The sequence below is a fragment of the Salinibacterium sp. NG22 genome, from assembly GCF_015864925.1.
Lineage (GTDB): Bacteria > Actinomycetota > Actinomycetes > Actinomycetales > Microbacteriaceae > Rhodoglobus.
In genome coordinates this window covers 206,399-220,042 of the sequence record NZ_JADYWG010000002.1, presented here as the reverse complement: position 1 = coordinate 220,042, position 13,644 = coordinate 206,399, and the positions used below count along the sequence as shown (strand labels likewise).

The window sequence follows — 13,644 nt, the reverse complement described above, 5'->3', positions numbered from 1 at the left end:
CCGGCTCGCCTCGATTCTATCCACCGCCTCTGTGTGGGCGCGAACTGTTGCACGTTAGTGCGATCTCTCCGGTAACGACCGAAGGCGGTGGAACGATTCGGATAGACTGAGGGCTGCGCTGACCACCACCGGCGCGTCCCCAGTCGACCACTCTCAACGAAGGATGCCTCTAGGTGAGTACAGAAACCGGCACGCTATTCCTCCATCCCGATCGCAACCTCGCTCTTGAGCTTGTGCGGGCAACCGAAGCGGCCGCGATTCGCGCCGTTCCCTTCATTGGTAAGGGCGACAAGCTTGGCGCCGATGGCGCCGCGGTTGATGCGATGCGCAAGTTCTTGGGCACCGTCGACTTCGATGGCCTCGTTGTTATTGGCGAGGGCGAAAAAGACAACGCCCCCATGCTCTTCAACGGTGAGCACGTCGGCACCGGTCGCGGGCCAGCCTGCGACATCGCGGTTGACCCTATCGACGGCACGTCGCTCACGGCAGCCGGGCGACAGAACGCAATCTCGATGATTGCTGTGTCTGACCGCGGCACGATGCTCGACGCATCCACCGTTTTCTACATGGACAAGATCGTCACGGGTGCTGAAGGCATCGGGGTTATCGACATCCACAAGCCCATCGGCGAGAACATCCGCGCGCTCGCGAAGGCTAAGGGCAAGCGTCCAGAAGACATCGTGGTTGCTGTGCTTGACCGTCCGCGTCACGCTCAACTCATCGACGACATCCGCGAAGCTGGTGCGGGTACGCGCCTCATGCTCGACGGTGATGTTGCCGGCGGAATCAATGCTGCGCTCTATGGCACTCGCATCGACATGTGTGTCGGCATCGGTGGCAGCCCCGAGGGTGTTGCTACGGCGTGTGCCATCAAGGCACTCGGCGGCGAGATCCAGACGATCCTGTACCCGCAAAGTGATGATGAACGTCAACGCGGAATGGATGCCGGGCTCAAGTTTGATCACGTCTACACGGCTGACGAAATGGTCGCCAGCGACAACACGTTCTTCGTTGCGACGGGTGTAACCGATGGTGGACTCGTGAAGGGTGTGCGTCGCTACGGCCCCATCATCCGCACGGAGTCGATTGTGTTGCGTTCACATTCGGGAACGATTCGCCGCATTTCGGCTGATCACCTCGCCGAGAAGTGGCTCGACCACTAAAGACAGCCTTCAATTGGCGCGTTCTCCGTCTCGGAGAGCGCGCCAGTTCTCGTTAACGGCCGTCGCTGTCGGTAGGCAGTTCGAGTTCCATTTCGGCTGCCGTGATGTGCTTTGGCGTGCCCTCTACCGTGTGGGTATCGCCGATGACTTTCGATTCGTCGAGGGCATTGAGCTTGCGGGCGGTCACGAGCACGCGGCTCTCGAGCGAGTTCGCGAACTGGTTGTAACTGTTCACGGTGGTGTCTATTGAGCGACGCAGTTTGTCGGCGTGCTCGGCAAGCGTGGCGAGGCGCTGGTAGAGCTCTTTGCTGAGATCAAACAGCGTCTTGGCTTGGTCGGTGAGCACGTCTTGCTGCCAGGAGAACGCCACCGTCTTCAACACTGACCACAGGGTCACGGGGGAGGCGAGAGCGACGCGCTTGCTGAAGGCGTAATCCATGATTGACGGGTCAGCCTCCATCGCTGACGATACGAGCGATTCGCTCGGGATGAACGCAATAACGAGCTCGGGGGAGGCCTCGAGCCCGGCCCAGTAGGCCTTGCTGGCGAGGGTGTCGATGTGGCCGCGCATGACCTTGACGTGCTGCTTGATGAGGGCCTCGCGGCGGGCACCTTCTTCTCCCGTCGCGGTGACCGAGATCTGGCTCGCCTCCAAGAAGGCGGTGAAGGGAACTTTGGCGTCGACCGCGATGTTCTTGCCGCCGGGAAGGTGCACGACCATGTCGGGGCGGCCGGCACCGGCATCCGAATTGATGCTCGATTGCAGGTCGAAGTCGACCCGTTCGATGAGGCCAGCGGCCTGCACGACGTTGCGCAATTGGGTTTCGCCCCAGACGCCACGCGTGGAGTTGTTGCGCAGGGCCGATGCCAACGATTCGGCGGTGCTGCGCAGGCGCTCTTCGGATTCGGTGGCCGACTTGAGTTGCTGGCTCAGTTCGCCGTGTTGCAGACTGCGCTGCGACTCCAACTCGGTGACCTTGTTCTGCATCGTGCGTAGCGTCTCTTGCACCGGAGTGAGGGCCTGCAGCACCTTCGACTCGCGACGTTCGCGCTCAACGAGCGCTGCCGCCTCATCACGCTGACGATCGAGGGTCTCGCGGTACTGCGCTTGCAGTGACGCCACTTGCTCGCTCAGCGCTTCAGACCGTGCCGTGATGGATGCCAGTTCCGCTGCCAGTCGAGACTGCTGTTCGCGCTCAGCGGCAGTCACGTTCGCGATCGCCGCCTGATGGCGAGCCTCCAGCACTTCGGGGTCAACGCGGCCCGTCGGCGCGGTCGCGCGAACACGGGCAATGAGCAGGCCAATCACGACGCCGAGGACGGCGCCCACGAGTAGACCAACGATGAGGGCGACGAGGGGATCCATTCCGCCAGTGTGCCAGCCGGCGACGACATTGCAGGATGCCCTGCGGCAGTTGTCCCGAAGCGCCCCTAGGGTTAACGCATGGCTAGCGATTCCGTGCATCCGCTCGATGTGAGCACCGACGATCTGCGCTACCTCATTGCTGTGGCCCGCGCCGGCCGAATGGTGTCGGCAGCAACCCTGCTCGGCGTCGACCACACCACCGTGCGTCGCCGCATCGACCGGCTTGAAGCAGCCCTCGGGGTGCGGCTCCTTGACCGTGGCGCTGACGGCTGGGAACTCACCGCCATCGGCCGCGAAGTTGCCACCCGCGCCGCCGGGCTCGAGAACATCGTCGAAAACGTCGTCGGGGCCACCAGCGGGGGAGCGGACGAAGTGCGCGGCACCGTGCGCATCGTCGCGCCCGATGGATTCGGGGCCACCTTTGTGACGGCAGCGCTCGCGGCAGTGCAGGCGGAGCATCCTGCCATCACGGTCGAGCTGGTCACCTCTACCCGCCCGCTGAGTTTGCGTGGCGCAGGCTTCGATCTGGCGATCACGATCGGCACCACGGCGACCTCACGCCTCGCCTCTGAGCCGCTCGCCGCCTACGCGTTGCGTCTCTATGCTTCGCCCGGCTATGTCGCGACGCATCCACCGATTCATTCTGTTGCCGATCTCGACAGCCATCCGCTGGTCTTTTATGTGGATGCCCTGCTCACGGTTCGCGAGCTCGACCTCGCCCCGGTACTCGGCGGCATGCGCGTCGGATTCGGTTCCACGAGTGTGTTTGCGCAACTCGAGGCCACACGTCAGGGAGCAGGCATTGGGTTGCTGCACGCCTTCATGGCTGAGCCCGAGCCTGGCCTGGTTGCGGTGCTGCCCGACGAGGTCAGTTTCCGCTTGGAGTTCGCTCTTTCGGTGCGCAAAGAGGCCGCGGATGTCGAGGCCGTTCAGCTGGTGCGAGCGGCTTTGCATCGCGAGGTCGCGCGGCGCGGCTCAGAGCTATTGCCCTTCAACTAGCGCCTCACACCACCGTGTGCGTTTCTGCAGATTGCCCGTGCACTAATAGGTCTTGATTGCAGATCGGATGGGTTGCAGACTGGGCACACCTCCGATCGAAAGTAGGCCCATGTACTCCACGATTCCGCACTGGATCAACGGCTCCGCTACCGAGGGCGATTCGCCCAACCGTGGCGACGTCTTCAACCCCGCAACGGGCGCTGTCGCTCGCACCGTTCCTCTCGCATCCGTCGCTGATGTCAACGCTGGTGTTGCCGCGGCTAAGGCTGCCTTCCCCGCCTGGGGCAACACGTCGCTCGCCAAGCGCACCGCGGTAATGTTTGCTTTCCGCGAGCTTTTCAACGCTCGCAAGGATGAGCTTGCTGCCATCATCACCGCCGAGCACGGCAAGGTGCTTTCAGATGCTGCTGGCGAGATCGCCCGTGGCCTTGAAGTTCTCGACTACGCCTGTGGCATCGCCCAGCTCAGCAAGGGCGAGTACAGCGAAAACGTGTCGACCGGTGTTGATGTGTACTCGTTGCAGCAGCCGCTCGGCGTTGTCTCGATCATCAGCCCCTTCAACTTCCCGGCCATGGTGCCGATGTGGTTCTTCCCGATGGCCGTTGCCGCCGGTAACACGGTTGTTTTGAAGCCCAGCGAGAAGGACCCGTCCGCCTCGCTCTGGATGGCAGAGCTTTTCACCGAGGCAGGCCTTCCTGACGGTGTCTTCAACGTCGTTCACGGTGACAAGCTCGCCGTTGACACCCTTCTTGAGCACCCCGATGTTGCCAGCGTCTCGTTCGTTGGTTCCACTCCTATCGCCAAGTACATCTACGAAACCGCTGCTCACCACGGCAAGCGCGTTCAGGCTCTTGGTGGCGCCAAGAACCACATGCTGGTGCTTCCGGATGCGGACCTCGACCTCGTTGCTGACTCTGCTGTCAACGCTGGCTTCGGTTCCGCTGGCGAGCGTTGCATGGCGATCTCGGTCGTCGTTGCTGTCGAGCCTGTTGCTGACGAGCTCATCGCGAAGGTCAGCGAGCGGATGTCGACCCTCAAGGTTGGCGACGGAACTCGCTCCTGCGACATGGGTCCGCTCATCACGCAGCAGCACCGCGACAAGGTTGCTGGCTACATCGAGCTTGCTGAAGCTGACGGCTCCACTGTTGTCGTTGACGGTCGCGGCATCGAGATCGATGGCGACGCTAACGGCTTCTGGCTCGGCCCGACGCTCATCGACAACGTCTCCACGGATTCGGATGTCTACAAGCACGAAATCTTCGGACCGGTTCTCGGCGTGATTCGCGTTCAGAGCTACGAAGAAGGGCTCGCCCTGATCAACTCCTCGCAGTATGGAAACGGCACCGCGATCTTCACGAACGATGGCGGAGCGGCTCGTCGCTTCCAGCGCGAAGTTGAGGTCGGCATGGTCGGCATCAACGTTCCGATCCCCGTTCCGGTTGCCTTCTTCTCCTTCGGTGGGTGGAAGGACTCCATGTTCGGCGACACGAAGGCTTATGGCCCCGACGCCATCCGTTTCTTCACTCGTCAGAAGGCTGTAACCAGCCGCTGGCTCGACCCCAGCCACGGTGGAATCAACCTCGGCTTCCCGCAGAGCGACGCCTAACACCTAGTCCGCATTACCGTCGCGATAGCGGTCCCGTACCTCGGGGCCGCTATCGCCGGTAGGATTGTCTTCTGTGGCTCTCACTATTGCAATCGTTGGACTCCCGAATGTCGGCAAGTCCACCCTCTTTAACGCCCTGACCAAGAATTCGGTGCTCGCCGCGAACTATCCGTTCGCGACCATCGAACCTAACGTGGGCATCGTTAACCTGCCCGACCCGCGCCTCAAGGTGCTTGCGGGCATCTTCGGCAGTGAGCGCATCCTGCCCGCTCCGGTCTCCTTCGTTGACATCGCCGGCATTGTGCAGGGCGCCAGCGAGGGCGAAGGCCTGGGCAACAAGTTTTTGGCGAACATCCGCGAGGCTGACGCCATCGCTCAGGTCGTGCGCGGCTTTAGCGACCCGGATGTTATTCACGTCGACGGCAAAGTTGATGCGGCATCCGATATGGAGACCATCAATACCGAGCTGATTCTCGCTGACCTACAGACGCTTGAAAAGGCTGTTGCGCGGTACGAGAAGGAACTCAAGACCAAGCGTGTTGAGCCCGCCGTTCTCGAGGCTGCGCTTGCTGCGCAGGCGTTCCTCAATGAGGGCAAGCCGTTGTCGGCGGCGACCAAGATCGAACTTGAGCTGATCAGCGAACTGGGTCTGCTCACCTCCAAGCCGTTCATTTACGTTTTCAACGTGGATGAAGCGGTGCTGGGCAGCACCGAGAAGCTCGCCGAATTGGCGGCCCTGGTTGCCCCCGCGAAGGCGATCTTCCTTGACGCCAAGTTGGAGGCCGAACTCATCGACCTCGACGAAGAAGATGCCGCAGAGCTTCTCGCAAGCACCGGCCAGGAAGAGAGCGGTCTCGATCAGCTCGCTCGTATCGGCTTTGACACTCTCGGCCTGCAGACGTATCTCACGGCGGGTCCGAAAGAGACTCGTGCCTGGACGATCCCGAAGGGTGCCAAGGCGCCTCAGGCTGCCGGCGTCATCCACACCGACTTCGAAAAGGGCTTCATCAAGGCGGAGGTCATCGGCTTCGACGACCTCGTTGAGACAGGCTCCATCGCTGAGGCTCGCGCCAAGGGCAAGGCCCGCGTTGAGGGCAAGGAATACGTCATGAGCGACGGCGACGTCGTGGAGTTCCGCTTCAACAACTAGTTCAACGGACTTCGGTTGCTCGGGCGGTGTTCGTGCATGAGGGCGTCAAGGCATACAAAACCTATGTCGCGCGGGTGGAGATCCTCGCCGATTGTGGCATGAACATGGGAGACTGAGCGAGTGCAGCTATAGATCTCGGCACCGTGCTGTTTGCGACCTCTTCGAAAGTGAGTTGATGCTGGTGTCCGGAGACCTCCTGAACTTACTTCTGCCTGTTCTCGGAAGATCACTAGATCAGCGTTTTAACGTGTTCGACGTCATGCATCACGGAACCCACGAGAAACAACTCTCAAATGTGTTTGGTTGGTTGCTCGATGCTGGCGGTTCTCATAATCTTGGAGATTTATTTCTCGGCATCTTTATCGATGAGATTAACACTTCACGAGTGAAGGACAAGCCTCTATTCCCAAGACAGGGTTACCTGGTGCGACAAGAGGTAAACACGACACGAATGGATGAAGTTGCCGATATCGCGGACATCGTGATCGACAACGATGAGTTCAGGGTTGTCGTGGAGAACTTTCATTCGTCAGACGGTCACGGCCACGATTTCGAGCAGTACTCTCGCTACAGCGTTAACGAGGGACGTATCGGGGCGGTTGTGCTTCTCTGTCGCGACGAAGATAGATCGCGACTCACTGACGGGTGGGAAGAAGCTCATGTCCTGACATACAGCGGATTGCTCACGCAGCTGTACCAGTCGGTAGATGGTGATGCTCCATATCGCCGAGAAAACCCAGACGTGGTCTCATTTATTGAGCAGATGCACCGCAAATTTTCTACCGAGGCGGGGATCGTGGGAGATCGAGAAGTTCTTAAGTTCCTTCAGGTGATGACCGAGGCTGGCGAGGGAGTCCGTTTCAGGAAGACGCCCCACGAGCAGGCCGCTGAGGAGTTCGCGAGCGACTTAGCCACGCAGGCGCGGCAGCGGTACCTCGAAGCACGGCAACTGCTTCAACGAATCAAAAATCTTCTGAGATCATTTGCCGATGGATCGATTCGCTCTCAGCTGATGACAACATTTGGTGACGATGTCATGCTGGGCCTGCAAACCAATTACAAGGGCAACTACCAGTGGACTGTCGCGCTTGAGCTGACGGCTCCTCCAACTTTTCCGAACCCGATCATGGTGCAACTGAAGTTCGGGCCGAGTGCTTGGTTTGCGAATGAACAAGACCCTGACTGGAAACATCGCGTCTCGCCCGAGCACACGGACTACTCGCGTGTATTTGTCACCCGCACGGACACGCAGACAGTGGTTGAGTCTGGCGTTACTTTGTACGAGGTGCTCGACGTCCTGGACCCAAACGACCACAGACTCCGCGATGTCATTCTTGACCTGCTGGGTGAAGCGAGCAACTCTCTCTGATTATTGTCGCCGCTGCCTTCCCGTACCAATGATCGTTAAGCGATCGATTCGCCGGGTTAATTGGCTACGGAATGCGGTGGAGTTCCGCTTCAACAACTAGGGGTTTTCTGATCCGGGCGCAGGGGTATTCGTCCGCTCAGTGCTCAAGCACGACGTGTGTGAGGTCGCCAGAGAGCGTATTTTGGCGCCAAGCTGCTCACAATCTCTGTGAGAAGAACACCTAGCGCGCTGAGACCTTCAGCGTGTTGGTGGTTCTGGTGATGCGCTCCCCGTCCTTCTCGAGGAAGACGATCTCGCCGAACTTGAGCTGCGACCAGTCATCACCCTCGGTCAAAGGCTCGGAGGCGAATATGACACCGGTCGCGTCATCCTCGCTGCTCTCCTCAAAATCGTAGGTCGTTGCGTCGTCCTCGAAGTTGCGCCCCATCAGTAGGTACATCGGTTCGAGGAGCATCGAGAGCGCGAAGTCGTCGCTGTCGGGGGCTGACTTCCGCAGCTCCTTCCAGTCACCAGCGGGGTTGGTCTCACCGTGGTGACCGAGGCCGACGTTGACACCGATGATGCGGTCGGCTGACACGAGGGCCATTTTCAGCTTGGTCAGAGCGCCAAGGTCGAGGTCCTTCATCGCCTGGGCGATCAGCTCGATGAGCTTCTCGATCGCTCGTTGGACGTCCTCGTTACTGTCGCCTTCGAGCAGCGAGAGGAGTAGCACGTAGATGAACTCGGTGTCCGTGTTCCCGCGCATTTGTTTGAGATACCGATCCTCGCAGTGCTGCAGCAGCTCGCGCTGCAGGAGCTGCCAGTTGGGCAGATAGCCATTTTGGGCGACGATCCACGGGGTCTCCTCGAAGGAGAACGGGTGGCAGTTCTCGTCGACCATCACGACCTTCGAGTCGTACGCCGCGGCTCGCACATGCGCCAACATTGTGCTGGCCTGGAGGCTGGGGATCATCCGGCTGGCGTTGTCGTCGTAAAAGGCCGCCATGGGTCGGCGGTAGATGAAGGGTTCTTCGGGCTTCAGCAGGTGCTCGCCCCAGATCCCGAATCCCCATCCGGCCAGCTGGAGCTCCGGGTGCCGTTCGGGGTCGAGTGCCTGGTTGATCAGGCTGTTCTCTGGCTTGAGGAGGAGGTTCTCCAGTGGTGTCTCAGGACCGAGGTAGGCGAGCACGCGGCACATAAGTCTCCTTCGTTGGGCTCCTGTCATCCTACTGTCGTTGCATGGAGCCGGTGCTGGTCATCTGAACAACACACCGAGGTCAATCGGCTACGGAACGCGGTGGAATTCCGCTCCAACAATTAGGCGCGTCTCGCAGTGTCGCACGACGTCTTTCCGCGGTCGTGCCACTATGACGTATGACAACAAGCCCTGTCCCGCGCACCAACACGCTCGCACTCATCGGATTCATCGCCGCGTTCATGATTCCGATCGTGGGGGTGGTGCTGGGCGCAATGGGTCGCAAGCAGATCACGTCGAGTGGGGAATCGGGTCGCGGGCTAGCTCGCGCAGCGATCATCATCGGCATCGCGGGCACGTTGTTCCAAGTCGCTTTCTTCGCTGTCTGGCTCACGATCATGACCGCTGGGCTGACGCAGAGCGGACTTCTGGGCTAGGCCTAGACCATGATTCGGTCTTTCTGGAAGAAGCATGTCAAGCCTCCGATCCCGGACGAAACCCTGGATCCGTTCGAGGGAGGCGTTGGTGTCTTAACGAAAGATGGCGTCGAAGCCGGCCACATCGCGTCAGTCGTTGGACACTTCGTATCGCCATTGAGTCTCTTCCAGCAGACATGGTGGGTCTGGTACATCGTCGTCTGGGCCGACGGCACTCACGAGCGATCCCAGGAAGACTATCCACCGTGGATCACCGTGCGGGAGCTGCAAGCGGGATACTTCGAATTCAGCGGCCACAAGTCGTCACACAACGGTCGCTACGATTTCGCTTGGCTCGACGCGGACGAAGCGGCCGCTACTAAAGAGAAACTAGGCATTACAGACGAAGAGTTTTAGCGGCAGCACGCGCTTGCGTCATCGCCATTGTTCGTGAGTCATCCCGTTCGAATTGATCAGGAGAACGCCGGTAGGCTTTTTCAAGCAGCACAGCCCGCCAAACACGTCCAGCGAAGGAATCTCATGCCCGTTATCGCCATCATCGGAGCAGGCCCCGGACTCGGCGCTGCAGTCGCCCGCCGGTTCGGACGCGAAGGCTTCGCTGTCGCCCTCATCTCGCGGGATCAGTCGAAGCTCGACGCGCTTGCCGCTGAGCTCGAAACGGATGGCGTGACAGCCCGCGGTTTCGCCGCCGACGTGCGCGAGCCGGCGCAACTCGAGGGCGCGCTCGCTCGTGCCGCTGCTGAGCTGGGGCCGATCACGTCAGTCCAATACAGCCCGCTTCCGTCGCGCGATTACCTGAAGCCGGTGCTCGATCTGACTCCCGAACTCGCACTCGAAGCGCTGCAGTTCTCCGCCCTCGGGCTCATCCACACCGTGCGTGCAGTGCTGCCCGCAATGCGGGAGGCTGGCCACGGCAGCATCATCCTGATCAACGGCGGAACCTCGGTGAAGGCCCGTGCCGGCTTCGCGGGAACGTCCCTCGCGTTCCCCGCCGAAAGCGCTTATGGCGAGATGTTGCACGAGACGCTCGAAGGGGAGGGGATCCGCATCCGTCAGCTCGTCATCCCGGGCGGCATTCCCAAGCTGCAGCTGCCCAACGGCATTGATGACGTCGCTTCTCGCATCTGGGACATCCACGCCGCAGAAGGCGAGTTTCGCACGATGCTCATCCCGCTCGAAGACGGCCGCGAATAGTGCGCTCTTCCGCGACTAGTCGCACAACCTGCCGGCTTTCGAAAGGAATCAGTTCATGACGACAGCGGAAGAGTACCTTCGCGACATTCCCGCGGCCCACCGCTCGGCGACAAACACCATTGTTGCGCGGCTCTCGCTGTGGGCTAAGGACCTTGCGTCTGAACTGCAGCCGGTGGTGTTCCTTCCCGGCCAGAAAGATCACCCGGTCTTTGACGACGCTGCTCGAGTCTTCGACGAAGCTGTCGAGCAGCTGTTGCTTGCGGATGCTCCGCGACCCAACGAGGTGCCGCTGCTGTTCGTCGGCTACCACGCCATGAATCGCTTCACACGAAAGCGCCAGACTCTGGGTTTTCTCGTCACCGATCAGCGCATCGTTATTCAAGACAAGTTCGCGGGAGTGTTCGGGCGAGAGCTTCCCAACTATCGGATGCTGCCCGTCACCTCGGTAGATCCGGTCGCCTCTAGCCATGCCCTGATCAGTTCCGTTGGCAGTGCGTTCGACTGGTCAGACATGGTGAAGCTCATCGGCGCCGATTCGCCTGAGGGCCACTCTCCAGAGTTCCGGCTCACTCAGCTTCTTGAGGACGCTGTGACGAGCGTCGTGCAGCTTTCGCAGGCGCTCGGGCTCGCCGTCGCGGGTGAACCGGGCGAGGAAGAGGCTGAGAACTCGACTGCTGCTGAGCTGGTTCCGCGGCTGGCAGAGCTCGGCATCCGTAGTGACGTGTTGCTCGCCGAGGACCCCCGCTTGGCCAAGATGCTGAAGAAATTTGGCCCCAAGATTGGCTTAGGTGACGGCGAGACCATAGCGTTCGCATCGCTCGATAAAACCTTCGCGGGTGTGTACGGCATTGTCGTTACCGATGTCGCGGTTCGCTCGTGTGACCTGATGGAAGAACCGGTCGTGTCTCTCCGCAGTGCAATCGACCCGGCATCCATCAAGCTGGATGACAAAGCGACCGCGATCATTACCGAGCCGGGCGTTGCACACGTCCTTGTCTCGCACCTGTCGGCCGACGTGAAGAATGGGATTGTGACCGCGCTGCGTGAACTGATCGCCGGCGACATTGTGGCATAAAGACGATCCGCATCGGCCGGTGGATATCTGGATGGCATCACCGCCGAGTCGTGGCAGAGTCACGGTCATCATGATGGCCGTTATTGCGGCGATGGGTTTTTATTTTTTGCTGTTCGCTCTAGTCTCCGGCCTTGCTGAGTACTCGGGCGATTGGAACGGTCCGCTCATTGTCGAAACCCGCAAGCTTGGTAGATGGGAGTTCGCGCAAGCGTGGCACTTCTTCGTTCCCGTGGGCTCAGTTCTGCTGCTCTCGGTAATCGGGATGTTCGGGAGCCTGATTCATATCGTCATGAATCCGCGAGACGGGCGATCAGCCGCGCCATCGCGCGGTGAATAACCAGGCGGCGTGGAGTCGCGCTTAACAAATAGGCGGACTCCACAAGACATCAAGCCTTAAGCGTTAACGAGCACCGACTCTGCAGCGGCACGTCGTGCGCGGGGTGCGGTTTCGCGCTCGCGGATGACGTCGGTCATTTCCGCGGGGTCACCCAGTGCGCCAACGGCCATGACCGTGGTGGGGGTGAAGTGGGGGTCGATGTCGAGGGCCGCTGCTGCGGCATCCGGGTCGAACCCTGACATCTGGTGGCTGAACAGTCCGTGGCTCTGAGCCTGGATCGTGAAGTAGGCGACGGCCTGGCCGGTGTCGTAGAGGGCTGTCGGCTGCGGCTTGCCCTCGGGGTTGTGGTGTTCCGTCAGGAAGACGAGTAGTGCTGATGCGGACCCGGCCCACGACTGGTTGAACGCGATAAGTGAGGAAACGATGGCGTCGTGCTGCGGGGTTCCACGACGGGCGACGACGACGCGCCAGGGCTGGCTGTTGTATGCCGAGGGTGCCCAGCGAGCAGCTTCGAGAGCATTCTGCAGCGCCGCCTCATCGAGCGGTGCGGTGGCATCGAAGTGGCGGGGGCTCCACCGTTCGGCAAGCACATCAAGGATGGGGGAGTCGGTCGCGGCGAGACGGTCGTGAAGCATGGTCATGAAGAGGCCTTTCAGGAGCTGAACAGAGTCGATCTGCGATGTCGTGGGGTGCAACGTGAGCGTGGCCGGTCGTATTCCAGATCGGCTCGCTAATCTGCAACGGTGCAATCAGGTAAAATTGACCATTAGCGACTAGTTCAGCGCTGCGCCAGCCCGATTGGTGCCTAGCCGAAAGTGCCTTATGTCTGACGCTCTACCCCTCTGCCCGAACTGCTCAAGCGACCTCGCCTACGAAATGGGCTCGCTGCTGGTGTGCCCGATGTGCGCGCACGAGTGGTCGCCGAGTGAAGCGGATGCCGCTGCCGAAGCAGAACAAAACGCCGCAGTCATCAAGGACGCATTCGGCACGCCCCTCGCCGATGGCGACACGGTGAGCATCGTCAAGGACCTCAAGGTCAAGGGCAGCCCCACGTCGATCAAGGTCGGAACGAAGGTGCGCAACATCCGCCTCGTTGATGGTGTTGGCGACCACGACATCGACTGCAAGGTCGACGGTTTCGGCCAGATGCAGCTCAAGTCGAGCGTCGTCAAGAAGGTCTAGGCTCCCGCAACCGAGGGCTTCCTGCACGGTGAATCGTCAGGCTCGTTCAAGGCGCGCAGGCGTAGGGTGACGGCATGACCGAAAAGCAGCCGTACACCGTGATTTCTGAGCATGATGGTTACGAAGTGCGGCTCTATCCGGCGCACATTCTTGCTCAGGTGGATGCCGACGGTTCGTTCTTTGAGGCCGGCAATCAAGGATTTCGTCCGCTCATCCGGTACATCAGCGCATCGAACATTTCTATGACCGCGCCGGTCATTCAGGCTCCCGGAGAATCGAAGAAATACACCGTGAGTTTTGTGATGCCTGCCGGAGCAACGAGCGTTCCCGCCCCTCGTGACGCCACCGTGCGCACGACCGAGGTTCCCGAGCAGCGGGTGGCCGCGCGGCGATTTAGCGGTGGTTCCAACGAAGAGAAATACCAACAGAATGCGGATGCTCTGCTCGCTGCCCTCAACCGTGACTGCGTCGCACCCTTGGGTGCCGTGTACTTCGCCCGCTACGACCCACCGTGGAAGCCGGGATTTTTGAAACGCAACGAAGCCCTCGTGGTCGTTCGCTAGTCCGCGCCCGCTAGCCCCACCCACCGCAC

Annotated in this window: 15 protein-coding genes; 12 read left to right on the top strand and 3 right to left on the bottom strand. The window is 60.6% G+C overall.

Annotated features, from left to right (window positions below; genetic code table 11):
* Positions 1 to 173 precede the first annotated feature (173 nt).
* Entirely contained in the window at positions 174 to 1,163 is a 990-nt protein-coding gene (glpX, locus tag I6E81_RS10640; protein WP_197107423.1) for a class II fructose-bisphosphatase, read from the top strand.
* Positions 1,164 to 1,215: 52 nt separating this feature from the next.
* Here glpX and rmuC read toward each other — a convergent pair whose 3' ends face one another.
* Entirely contained in the window at positions 1,216 to 2,529 is a 1,314-nt protein-coding gene (rmuC, locus tag I6E81_RS10635; RefSeq protein WP_197107422.1) for a DNA recombination protein RmuC, read from the bottom strand.
* Positions 2,530 to 2,607: 78 nt separating this feature from the next.
* Between rmuC and I6E81_RS10630 the strand changes: the two genes are divergently transcribed.
* The 4 genes from I6E81_RS10630 to I6E81_RS10615 all read left to right on the top strand — a co-directional run bounded on the left by I6E81_RS10630 (position 2,608) and on the right by I6E81_RS10615 (position 7,653).
* On the top strand, positions 2,608 to 3,528 hold the full coding sequence (locus I6E81_RS10630) for a LysR family transcriptional regulator (RefSeq protein ID WP_197107421.1): 921 nt from the start codon (positions 2,608 to 2,610) through the stop codon (positions 3,526 to 3,528).
* Positions 3,529 to 3,637: 109 nt separating this feature from the next.
* A complete protein-coding gene (locus tag I6E81_RS10625; RefSeq protein WP_197107420.1) occupies positions 3,638 to 5,134 on the top strand; it encodes a CoA-acylating methylmalonate-semialdehyde dehydrogenase in 1,497 nt (498 codons plus the stop codon).
* Between the two features lie 73 nt (positions 5,135 to 5,207).
* Positions 5,208 to 6,284, top strand: a complete 1,077-nt coding sequence (ychF, locus tag I6E81_RS10620) for a redox-regulated ATPase YchF (protein ID WP_197107419.1) — start codon at positions 5,208 to 5,210, stop codon at positions 6,282 to 6,284.
* A gap of 247 nt (positions 6,285 to 6,531) precedes the next feature.
* Positions 6,532 to 7,653, top strand: coding sequence for a PD-(D/E)XK nuclease family protein (locus I6E81_RS10615; RefSeq protein ID WP_197107418.1), 1,122 nt, complete (start codon positions 6,532 to 6,534; stop codon positions 7,651 to 7,653).
* Positions 7,654 to 7,873: 220 nt separating this feature from the next.
* Here the strand turns inward: I6E81_RS10615 and I6E81_RS10610 are convergent, their stop codons facing one another.
* Positions 7,874 to 8,830 carry a class II glutamine amidotransferase gene (locus I6E81_RS10610; protein ID WP_197107417.1) on the bottom strand — a complete coding sequence of 319 codons (957 nt, stop codon included), beginning with the start codon at positions 8,828 to 8,830 and terminating at the stop codon, positions 7,874 to 7,876.
* Between the two features lie 176 nt (positions 8,831 to 9,006).
* On the opposite strand from I6E81_RS10610, the gene I6E81_RS10605 reads away from it, so the two are divergent.
* The 5 genes from I6E81_RS10605 (at position 9,007) to I6E81_RS10585 (ending at position 11,870) form a co-directional block, all read left to right on the top strand.
* The gene (locus I6E81_RS10605) at positions 9,007 to 9,264 is read left to right on the top strand and encodes a DUF4190 domain-containing protein (RefSeq protein WP_197107416.1); all 258 of its coding nucleotides are present in this window, start codon (positions 9,007 to 9,009) and stop codon (positions 9,262 to 9,264) included.
* 9 nt (positions 9,265 to 9,273) lie between these two features.
* A complete protein-coding gene (locus I6E81_RS10600; protein ID WP_197107415.1) occupies positions 9,274 to 9,660 on the top strand; it encodes a hypothetical protein in 387 nt (128 codons plus the stop codon).
* 123 nt (positions 9,661 to 9,783) lie between these two features.
* Positions 9,784 to 10,458 (top strand): SDR family oxidoreductase, encoded by a 675-nt coding sequence (locus I6E81_RS10595; protein ID WP_197107414.1) that lies wholly within the window; start codon positions 9,784 to 9,786, stop codon positions 10,456 to 10,458.
* 55 nt (positions 10,459 to 10,513) lie between these two features.
* Positions 10,514 to 11,533 (top strand): hypothetical protein, encoded by a 1,020-nt coding sequence (locus I6E81_RS10590; protein WP_197107413.1) that lies wholly within the window; start codon positions 10,514 to 10,516, stop codon positions 11,531 to 11,533.
* Between the two features lie 31 nt (positions 11,534 to 11,564).
* Positions 11,565 to 11,870 carry a hypothetical protein gene (locus I6E81_RS10585; protein ID WP_197107412.1) on the top strand — a complete coding sequence of 102 codons (306 nt, stop codon included), beginning with the start codon at positions 11,565 to 11,567 and terminating at the stop codon, positions 11,868 to 11,870.
* Between the two features lie 56 nt (positions 11,871 to 11,926).
* Here the strand turns inward: I6E81_RS10585 and I6E81_RS10580 are convergent, their stop codons facing one another.
* Positions 11,927 to 12,511, bottom strand: a complete 585-nt coding sequence (locus I6E81_RS10580; RefSeq protein ID WP_197107411.1) for a nitroreductase family protein — start codon at positions 12,509 to 12,511, stop codon at positions 11,927 to 11,929.
* A 181-nt stretch (positions 12,512 to 12,692) separates the two neighbouring features.
* Between I6E81_RS10580 and I6E81_RS10575 the strand changes: the two genes are divergently transcribed.
* Together I6E81_RS10575 and I6E81_RS10570 are read left to right on the top strand one after the other, a co-directional pair.
* Positions 12,693 to 13,052, top strand: a complete 360-nt coding sequence (locus tag I6E81_RS10575; RefSeq protein ID WP_197107410.1) for a zinc ribbon domain-containing protein YjdM — start codon at positions 12,693 to 12,695, stop codon at positions 13,050 to 13,052.
* 74 nt (positions 13,053 to 13,126) lie between these two features.
* Complete coding sequence (locus I6E81_RS10570; protein WP_197107409.1) at positions 13,127 to 13,615, top strand: heme-binding protein; 489 nt, start codon at positions 13,127 to 13,129, stop codon at positions 13,613 to 13,615.
* Positions 13,616 to 13,644 lie beyond the last annotated feature (29 nt).